This is a genomic window from Leptotrichia sp. (assembly GCF_057270615.1).
In genome coordinates, this window is the sequence record NZ_DBHIXN010000064.1 from 1 (window position 1) to 9,194 (window position 9,194).

A 9,194-nucleotide genomic window follows, 5' to 3' on the forward strand; every position below is an offset into this window, starting at 1 on the left:
CAGATTTTGAAAACTGTACAGGAAAATTGGAAGAAAAAAAAGGAATATTGAAATTAGAAAAAAATGGAAAATTCTTCGCAAAATTGGTTATCGAAGGAAGAAAATAGATAAAAATATAAGTATAGTGGCTTAGTGTAATTTTATTTATTAAAAAAATGGGGGGAGAGTTTCCCCCCTTGTAAAATAAAAATTTATTACTTAAATAGGAAATAACATAGTTATAAATTCCTTGTAAAAAAGTGCTTTTTAGAATTGTACATAGAAAGAAGTGAAAATGTTAGAGATACTAAAAACTGATTTAAGAAAATTTGCAAATTTTATGGGTGCATTTTCGTTTGGGATGTTGTTTTTACATTACAATATTGATTTTTCAAATATGAATATACTTATATATTTTTTAATTGTGTTAGGTATTTGTTTTTTTATTACTAAGTCACTAAAATCAGGATTTGAAAATGCAATTATTGGAGCTTTGTTATTAATTTTGGTATATGTATTTCAGCTAAATATAAGTTCAAAAGAATTTTTATATGGAGTTTTTATATTTATTTCAATTAGTTCGATTTTTAACAAAATAAGAGAAGTTGGAAAAGGAAAAGAACTCATTACTGGAATCTTATATTTACTAATTACATTAACAATATTATTTATATTTTATAAATATCCAGGTTCTATATTGTATTTCAGAGGTATAGAAAATATGAATAGTGAAATGTTTATATTATTTGGATTAATAAGTTTAATTGGAAGTATTTAAATTTCAACTTTCATTATATACTTAAACCCATTCAAAATTGAACTATTAAAAATTATATAAATTTAAAGTTTGAGTAAAATAGTTATAACTTTTGAGTTGAATTTTAAATTAGTTTTACTATATAAAATAAAATTTGCAGAAGTGGAAAGGATAAAAGATAAAAAATGGCAAAAAAAGATTATTATGAAGTACTTGGCATACCCAAAAATGCTTCGGAACAGGATATAAAAAAGGCATATAGAAGTATGGCAAAGAAATATCATCCAGATAGAAATAAGGATAATCCTGAAGCTGAAGCCAAATTTAAAGAAGTGCAGGAAGCACACGAAATATTAAGCGATCCCCAAAAAAGGGCAGCTTATGATCAGTATGGACATGCGGCATTTGAAAATGGAGGAGCTGGAGCAGGTAGCGGCTTTAGCGGACAAGATTTTGGCGGTGCTGGTGGATTTGATTTTGAAGATTTAGGAGATATTTTTGGAAGCTTTGGAAGTTTTTTTGGCGGAAGCAGAAGAGGCCAAAGTCAAAGCTCAGGAGTACAAAGAGGGAGTGATTTAACATATAATTTAACATTAACCCTTGAGGAAGTAGCTTTTGGTACAGAAAAAGAATTAAAATATAAAAGAAATGGACAATGTAAAACTTGTCACGGAACTGGTGCTGAGCCAGGATTTAATATGAAAACATGTGATAAATGTAATGGTTCGGGACGTATAAAGATACAGCAAAGAACATTATTTGGTATGGCTAGTGGAATACAAGAATGTGATAAATGTCATGGAACTGGAAAAATTCCTGAAAAAGAATGTCATGCTTGTCATGGTACAGGATTAGAAAGAGAAACATTTAGCAAAAAAATAAGATTTCCGTCAGGTCTTCAGACTGGACAAAGATTAATAGTAAGAGAGTGTGGAGATGCAGGAGCAAATGGTGGAATTTTTGGAGATTTGCAAGTGCGAATAACTGTTGCAAAACACGATATTTTTGATAGAATAAATGAATATGACATTCATTGTGAAGTGCCTATAAAAATGACAACAGCTATTTTAGGTGGAGAAGTAGAAGTTCCTATACTTACTGGTAAGAAAAAAATAGTAATTCCTGAAGGAACTCAAAATGGAAAAGTTTTCAGATTGAGAAATGAAGGAATAAAATATAGTCGAAATGAAAATAGAGGAGATGAAATTGTAGAAATAAAAGTAGAAACTCCAACAAATCTTACTGACAAACAAAAGGAAATTTTACGTGAATTTGATGATTCAATTGATAATAAAAAGAACTATAAAAAGGCACACTCATTTAAAGATAAGATAAAGAGATTTTTTAACAAATTTGAAAATTGAAAATTTTGGTATAAATAAAGAATATTTTAAATTTAATAAAATTTAGCAATAATTCTCTCACTTTTATTAGTGGGAGATGAGTTGCTTTTTTTTATACTAAACTCCGTTTAAAAAGCGAATATTTATCTTAATTATTTAAAAGAAAATATAAAAGATTTATAATGTATTCGTTATTTTAGTATTAACTAAAAAAACTGCACTTCTTATCTTAATGTTCAGAATACGAAGTGCAGTTCATACATGATATAATAAAACTGATTTAAAAAATTATGACTATTTTTCTCAAATCTTAAATTTATATGATTTTTAATAGTTCAGTTTTAAATTTTTATTTTTTTTCTGTTTCGGCAGATAACCAATTATAGCAAAAAGCTGCTAATGCTCCTCCAATTAAAGGTGCTATTATAAATACCCAAACTGAAGATAATGCTTCACCGCCCATAAATAATGCTGGTCCAAAACTTCTTGCCGGATTTACAGATGTTCCTGTAAAGTGAATTCCAAAAATATGAATTAAAGTTAATGAAAGACCGATTACCAATCCTGCAGTTGCTCCATTTTCAACTTTTGAAGTAACTCCTAAAATTACAATTACAAAAACAAATGTTAATATAATTTCTATTAGTAAAGATTTTCCGATGCTTGCATCAAATAAGCCATTTGTACCTAATCCATGTTCTTTTCCAATTAATGTCATTAAAATCAAAGCACCCACTATTCCACCTAAGAACTGAGAGATAATATATCCAATAAAATCTTTTAACTCCATTCTTCCTGATAATAAAAAACCAGCTGAAACAGCAGGATTAATATGACATCCTGATATATTTCCAATTGAATAAGCCATTGCTACGATTGATAGTCCAAAAGCAAAAGCTGTTGACAGATAGGCGACATTTACTTCACTACCTTTTGTACCTAAAGCTGCTGCAGTTCCACAACCAAACAAAACTAAAACAGCAGTACCAATAAATTCTGCTACATATTTTTTCATTGTTTTCTCCTTCCTTTTTATTTTTTTAAGTTCATTAATATTATACTTTAAAATAATATGATTATACTTATTATTTTATTATAATAGTCTTGTTTTTTGAAGTGTAGCTTGCTTAATTTTCTTAAAAGAAAAAAATTATTGAATAGAAAGACTTATTTAGATATATATTCGTACATATTTTAAATTAAACTAAAAATTATATAAACTTAGGGTTTGGGTAAAATGGTCATAATTTATTAGTTCGGGTTTGAATCAGTTTTACTGTAAAATTGGTTAGTAGGTTACTTTGTATAAGTATAGTCCTTCCGAAGGTGCGAGAATTTTTTTATTATCAGCATTAGGATTTTCTAATTTTTTTGTGATATAATCTTTTTTTTCTTTTCCAAAATAAACAGCAAGTGCTGATCCAATCATAATTCGGACCATAGTCTTTAGAAATCCGTTTCCGCAAATTTCTACATTTAGCTGGTTTTTTCCAATATTTTTGTCATAATAACATTTTATATAAAAAATTTCTCTTACAGGATTTCTATATGCCTTATCTTTTTTCATAAAACTGCTAAAATCATATTTTCCAACAAAAGTATTCATTATTTCCTGAAATTTTTTTGCATCCAGACTTTTTTGCAGTCCAGTTACATAGTTTGCTTCAAATGGTGAAATATTATCTTCAGCTCTCATAATATATAAATAAGAACGGTTTTTTGCATCAAAGCGTGCATTAAAATCTTTATTTACTTCTGCAATATCTAAAATTTTGATTTCACCTTTTAAATGTTTGTTAATTTGTTTTTTTATTGCCTGTAGAGGAATAACGCTATCAATTAGAAAATTGGAAACTTGTTCCATTGCATGAACTCCTTTATCAGTTCTTCCCGAAGAGATCATATTTATTTTTTGTGAGAATACTTTAAAAATTATATTTTCAATTTCTCCTTGAACAGTTTTTAAATTGTTATCTTTTTGTCGTTGAAATCCAAAAAATTTACTTCCATCATATTGATAAATAATTTTTATATTTCTTTTTTTCATATTTTTTATTTTTCCTTTTTTATTCTGATTTTCTTTATATTGTATCGTTAATTTCATTTAATGTAAAGATAAAAATAAAAATTTATATAAATAATAATAGAAATCTTGTAATTTAAAATAAAAAGGTATATAATAAACTATATAAGTATTTAAGGAGTTAGGTTATGTTACAGAGTTTTTATGGCATAATTCAAGTAAAACACTACCAGTTAGGGCGATTGAGACTTCAAACTGAAGTGTTAAAAGATAATAAAGAATTAGAAAAAGAATTTTTAAACAATATGTATCAGTTAGAAGGAATAAATTCTGTGGAAGTTAATTCTATTACTGGAAGTATATTGATTTATTTTGAAGAAAAAATTATTGAAAGTTCTTTTCTGTATTTAGTAGTATTAAAACTATTGCATTTAGATGAAAAAGCTTTGAAAAATAAACCAGGTAAAATAAAGGTGTTGTTTAAACAGATGTTTGAAGCAGCAGATATAGCTGTTTATAATCAGAGCAAGGGATATTTAGATTTAAGGACATTAGTATCTGGAGTTTTTATTTTTTATGGAATCAAAAAATTTCGAGAAATTCCAGAATTTCCAAAAGGTATTACGTTATTGTGGTGGGCATTTTCTCTTTTATCAGAAGGAAAAGGAAAAGAAGATAACGTTTAAAAAAAGAAAAAGAAATTTAAGGGGAAAAAATAATGTTAGAAAATTTTTTTAAAGCTACATATTTTATGTTTAACCAAATAAAAGTAGTACATAGTATTCCTGGAAGGCTTAGGCTTTTTGTTCCCAATTTGTCAAAGGTTCCTCAAGAATTAAAAAAATATGAAGATCAGGTAAAAGAACTTATCTTATCAAAAAAGGGCATAAAGAGTATAGAGTATTCCTATATAACAAATAAAGTTTTGATTTACTATGATGTAAATTTAATTTCGGAAAAAGAAATATTGGAATGGATGAACAAAGTTTGGAAAACGGTAATTAATCATCCTGAACTGTATGAAAATAAATCTTTGAAGGAAATCGAAGATAATTTGGAAGTTTTTTATGATTTAATAAAAAAACTTTAGATTTTAATAAAATTAAAGAAAGGAAGGTTCTATGATTGGCAGAAATTATTTACTGAATTGTGAGGTTTTACATGAAATTCGCGGAAGAATTAGAATGCGATCGAAAGCCTTGAAATATTTAGGTATTCATAAAGAAGAAATAATAGAGCGTTTGATGCAGGTTCATTATATCAAAAGTGTTGAAATTTCAACTATTACAGGTTCTGTACTTATTTACTTTGATAATTTTTCACTAACTGGAGAGAATTTGGTATCTTTGCTTCAAAACACATTAAATTCATATTTAGTTGATGTCTACAAAAATGAGAAAAAGGAAACATCTAAAAAATATGTAATAGAAAGAAGGCTTCAAGAAGAATCTCCAAAAAACATTTTGAAAAGAATTGGAGCTGCAGTAATACTGTTTTTGATGCCAGGGCCTAAAACAAAATTAACAGGAGTTAGACGACTATTAAATTACAAGACTTTATCGACAATTTCTCTAGCTTTGCCTGTTTTAAAAAACGGAGTCTTGTCATTAATTCAAAATAAGCGTCCTAATGCAGATACATTAAGCTCTACAGCGATTGTGAGCAGTATTGCTTTAGGAAGTGAAAGAACAGCTTTGACAATTATGATTTTAGAAAAAATTGCAGAGCTTTTGACAGTTTACACAATGAAAAAAACTCGTGGTGTAATTAAGGACATGTTAAGCGTTGGAGAAAGTTATGTATGGAAAGTTTCGGAAGATGATTCTCAGGTTGCTAAAAAAGTTCCAATTGAGGAAATAAGCAAAGGAGATCTGATACTTGTTCAGATTGGGGAAAAAATAAGTGTTGATGGAACAATTGAAAAAGGTAGTGCAGTTATTGATCAATCAGCTATTACAGGAGAGTATATGCCTGTAAAAAAAGAAGTAGGACAGGAAGTTTTTGCTGGAACTCTTTTAAAAAATGGAAATATTACTGTAAGAGCTGAAAAAGTTGGAGATGACAGGACTGCATCAAGAATTATAAAATTAGTAGAAGATGCTTCGTTTAATAAAGCGGACATTCAATCTTATGCTGATACATTTTCTGCACAGTTAATTCCTCTAAATTTTCTTCTTGCTGGAATAGTGTACGCTTCAACAAGAAATTTGCAGAAAGCATTAAGCATGCTTGTAATTGATTATTCTTGCGGAATAAGATTATCAACGGCAACAGCTTTTTCTGCTTCAATTAATACAGCGGCTAAAAATGGAATTTTGATTAAGGGAAGCAATTATTTGGAAGAACTTTCAAAATCCGATACAGTGATATTTGATAAAACAGGAACAATAACTGAAGGAAGACCTAAAGTTCAAACTGTAAGAACTTTTTCAAAAAATATGAAAGAAGACAGAATGATTGCATTAGCTGCGGCAGCTGAGGAAACTTCGTCTCATCCTTTAGCAAGTGCAATTTTAAATGAAATAAAAAATAGAGGATTAAAAATACCGCGTCATAAAGAAAATGTAGTTAAAGTAGCAAGAGGAATTGAGACTTTTATAAATAAAGATCTTATTCGTGTTGGAAGTATGCGATATATGGAAGAAAATGATATATCTGTTGAAATGTCAGCAGATATGGTAAAAGGAATGCAAAATCGTGGAGAAATTGTTATCTATGTAGCTAAAAATGAAAATTTAATCGGTGTAATAGGAGTTTCTGATCCGCCAAGAGAAAATATCAAAAAGGCTATGAACCGTTTGAGAAATCAAGGAATAGACGATATTGTGCTGCTTACGGGAGATTTAAGACAGCAAGCGGAAACAATTGCTCATAGAATGTCGATGGACAGATATGAATCTGAATTGCTTCCAGAAGACAAGGCTAAGGATATTTTGAAATTCCGTTCAATCGGATCAAAAGTCATTATGATTGGAGATGGAATAAACGATGCTCCCGCACTTTCTTATGCAAATGTGGGAATAGCATTAGGAAGTTCTAGAACGGATGTTGCAATGGAAGCGGCTGATGTTACAATAACTTCTGATGATCCATTATTAATACCAGGTGTAATAGGACTAGCCAAAAATACTGTAAAAATAATAAAACAGAATTTTGCAATGGCGATTGGGATAAATAGCTTTGCACTTGTATTAGGTGCGACAGGACTGTTACCAGCGATATACAGCTCAGTTCTACATAATTCAATAACTATTTTAGTAGTTGGAAATTCATTGAGACTTCTAAAATATGATGTTAATAAATAGAATTTTTCTGTTTTTGTATTTTTTTGTCTAATTTTGGAGGAATTTACTATGAAAAAATTAACTTTAGCGGTACTGCATAAATTACCGAATCGTGTTAGGTTTAAAATTTCACACGAAATTATGGATACAAAAAAGTTTTTTGAAACAATAAGAGCTGGGACAAAAAATACAGATTTGCGATATAATAAAACAATAAATACTTTGCTTGTAACTTTTGAGCCAGAGGAAATCTCTATAGATGAAGTAGTTTATAGAACTGCAACTGCATTGTCAGTTGAGCATAAAATGGTTTCAGTAAAATTAGTCGAAGATTTTGAAGAAAAATCAATAGACTCTTTGTCAGTATATTCTGGAGCGGCGATATTGCTTTCATTTTTATACGGATTAGGAAGAAAAAAAACTGAAAAATTGCAGCTTGATATAAATAATTTTTCGGCGGGATTGACAACGGCAGCAATTATAGAGCATGCCTATATGGAAACAAGACGTAAAGGTTTTTTTGATATTGAGATATTGCCTGCCTTGTATTTATTAAAATCCTATATGGCAAATAAATCAGTTACAGCAATAGCACTTATGTGGTTTACAACTTTTGGACGACATCTTGTTTTGAATAATTTTTCAAATAAGGAAGTGAGAATTTATAGGTTAAAAGCTGAAAATGGTAAATTTCATTATGTTGTAGATGTGAAGGAAGATAATTCTATCGAAAATTTAAGCGATTTGATAGATCATATATTTTTTAATAACAAAGCAGGGAATGAGTCGGATGATAAGTATATAGCTTTACAAAATAATGGATGATTCGATAACCTGTAGTCAAAATCAGTTAATTATATTAAACAAACATAATAATAAAAAATGGAGGTAAAATAATGATAAAGTTTGGAAACATTAAAAAGGAGCATTTAGTGGGAGCTGCAGTTGGAGTAGGAACAGTTGCACTAGGTTATTACCTGTATAAAAAAAATCAAAGCAAGGTTGACAGCTTTTTAAGAAAACAAGGAATAAATATAAAAACATCTTCAGAAGCTGCTTATGACAGCATGAATCTTGAAGAGTTGATGAGTACTAAAGAACATCTTGAAGATTTAATTGCTGAAAAAGAATTGTCTACAAGTACAACATCTTCAGAAGAAGTTGTAAAAATTGAAAAAAAATAGTATAATTTAAATGTATTAAAATTAAACGAATGAAAATTAAATAAAACTAAGGTTTGAGCAGAGCAATTATAATTTTTAAGTTTGGTTTTAAAGTAGTTTTACTATTAAGTATTAATAAAGTTTATAAATATCACAAAATTTTTATGTTTTTTAACATAAAATGAGTGACATTATATAAAAAAATATCATTTTAAGGAGGAAACTTATGAAATTAGTACTAATTAGACATGGTGAGAGCCAATGGAATTTGGAAAACAAATTTACAGGGTGGAAAGATGTAGATTTAAGTCCTAAAGGAGTTGAAGAAGCAAAAGCTGGAGGAAGAGCATTAAAAGAACAAGGTTTAGTATTTGATGTTGCTTATACTTCTTATTTAAAAAGAGCTATCAAAACTTTAAATTATGTTTTGGAAGAATTGGATGAATTATATCTTCCAGTTCACAAATCTTGGAGACTTAACGAAAGACACTACGGTGCATTACAAGGATTGAACAAAGCAGAAACAGCTAAAAAATATGGAGATGAACAAGTTCTTATCTGGAGAAGAAGTTTCGATGTTGCACCACCTGCAATTGACAAATCAAGTGAATATTATCCAAAATCAGACAGAAGATATGCTGATTT

General features: G+C 28.7%; 10 protein-coding genes. 8 read left to right on the forward strand and 2 right to left on the reverse strand.

From position 1 onward, the window contains the following. The first annotated feature begins 274 nt into the window (after positions 1 to 274). Together ACO409_RS09270 and dnaJ are read left to right on the forward strand one after the other, a co-directional pair. Positions 275 to 757, forward strand: coding sequence for a phosphatidate cytidylyltransferase (locus ACO409_RS09270; RefSeq protein ID WP_485556622.1), 483 nt, complete (start codon positions 275 to 277; stop codon positions 755 to 757). A 164-nt stretch (positions 758 to 921) separates the two neighbouring features. Then, the gene (gene dnaJ / locus ACO409_RS09275; protein ID WP_485556624.1) at positions 922 to 2,100 is read left to right on the forward strand and encodes a molecular chaperone DnaJ; all 1,179 of its coding nucleotides are present in this window, start codon (positions 922 to 924) and stop codon (positions 2,098 to 2,100) included. Between the two features lie 328 nt (positions 2,101 to 2,428). Here dnaJ and ACO409_RS09280 read toward each other — a convergent pair whose 3' ends face one another. Together ACO409_RS09280 and truA are read right to left on the reverse strand one after the other, a co-directional pair. Continuing rightward, entirely contained in the window at positions 2,429 to 3,094 is a 666-nt protein-coding gene (locus ACO409_RS09280; RefSeq protein ID WP_485556626.1) for an MIP/aquaporin family protein, read from the reverse strand. Positions 3,095 to 3,367: 273 nt separating this feature from the next. Further along, positions 3,368 to 4,126 (reverse strand): tRNA pseudouridine(38-40) synthase TruA, encoded by a 759-nt coding sequence (truA, locus tag ACO409_RS09285; RefSeq protein WP_485556628.1) that lies wholly within the window; start codon positions 4,124 to 4,126, stop codon positions 3,368 to 3,370. A 164-nt stretch (positions 4,127 to 4,290) separates the two neighbouring features. On the opposite strand from truA, the gene ACO409_RS09290 reads away from it, so the two are divergent. The 6 genes from ACO409_RS09290 to ACO409_RS09315 all read left to right on the forward strand — a co-directional run. Then, the gene (locus ACO409_RS09290) at positions 4,291 to 4,788 is read left to right on the forward strand and encodes an HMA2 domain-containing protein (RefSeq protein ID WP_485556630.1); all 498 of its coding nucleotides are present in this window, start codon (positions 4,291 to 4,293) and stop codon (positions 4,786 to 4,788) included. A gap of 32 nt (positions 4,789 to 4,820) precedes the next feature. Next, positions 4,821 to 5,192, forward strand: coding sequence for an HMA2 domain-containing protein (locus ACO409_RS09295; RefSeq protein ID WP_485556632.1), 372 nt, complete (start codon positions 4,821 to 4,823; stop codon positions 5,190 to 5,192). Positions 5,193 to 5,223: 31 nt separating this feature from the next. After that, on the forward strand, positions 5,224 to 7,407 hold the full coding sequence (locus tag ACO409_RS09300) for a heavy metal translocating P-type ATPase (protein ID WP_485556634.1): 2,184 nt from the start codon (positions 5,224 to 5,226) through the stop codon (positions 7,405 to 7,407). 48 nt (positions 7,408 to 7,455) lie between these two features. After that, positions 7,456 to 8,211 carry a hypothetical protein gene (locus ACO409_RS09305; protein WP_485556636.1) on the forward strand — a complete coding sequence of 252 codons (756 nt, stop codon included), beginning with the start codon at positions 7,456 to 7,458 and terminating at the stop codon, positions 8,209 to 8,211. 71 nt (positions 8,212 to 8,282) lie between these two features. Then, positions 8,283 to 8,570, forward strand: a complete 288-nt coding sequence (locus ACO409_RS09310) for a hypothetical protein (protein ID WP_485556638.1) — start codon at positions 8,283 to 8,285, stop codon at positions 8,568 to 8,570. Between the two features lie 205 nt (positions 8,571 to 8,775). Beyond that, positions 8,776 to 9,194 (forward strand): 2,3-bisphosphoglycerate-dependent phosphoglycerate mutase (locus tag ACO409_RS09315; protein WP_485556640.1); only part of this gene is annotated, 419 nt, incomplete at its 3' end.

Bases quoted from the DNA above. Each gene is read 5' to 3' on its own strand.
- ACO409_RS09300 (WP_485556634.1), top strand. From the start codon at position 5,224: ATGATTGGCAGAAATTATTTACTGAATTGTGAGGTTTTACATGAAATT.
- ACO409_RS09310 (WP_485556638.1), top strand. From the start codon at position 8,283: ATGATAAAGTTTGGAAACATTAAAAAGGAGCATTTAGTGGGAGCTGCA.
- ACO409_RS09290 (WP_485556630.1), top strand. From the start codon at position 4,291: ATGTTACAGAGTTTTTATGGCATAATTCAAGTAAAACACTACCAGTTA.
- dnaJ (WP_485556624.1), top strand. From the start codon at position 922: ATGGCAAAAAAAGATTATTATGAAGTACTTGGCATACCCAAAAATGCT.
- ACO409_RS09270 (WP_485556622.1), top strand. From the start codon at position 275: ATGTTAGAGATACTAAAAACTGATTTAAGAAAATTTGCAAATTTTATG.
- ACO409_RS09280 (WP_485556626.1), bottom strand. From the start codon at position 3,094: ATGAAAAAATATGTAGCAGAATTTATTGGTACTGCTGTTTTAGTTTTG.
- ACO409_RS09305 (WP_485556636.1), top strand. From the start codon at position 7,456: ATGAAAAAATTAACTTTAGCGGTACTGCATAAATTACCGAATCGTGTT.
- truA (WP_485556628.1), bottom strand. From the start codon at position 4,126: ATGAAAAAAAGAAATATAAAAATTATTTATCAATATGATGGAAGTAAA.
- ACO409_RS09295 (WP_485556632.1), top strand. From the start codon at position 4,821: ATGTTAGAAAATTTTTTTAAAGCTACATATTTTATGTTTAACCAAATA.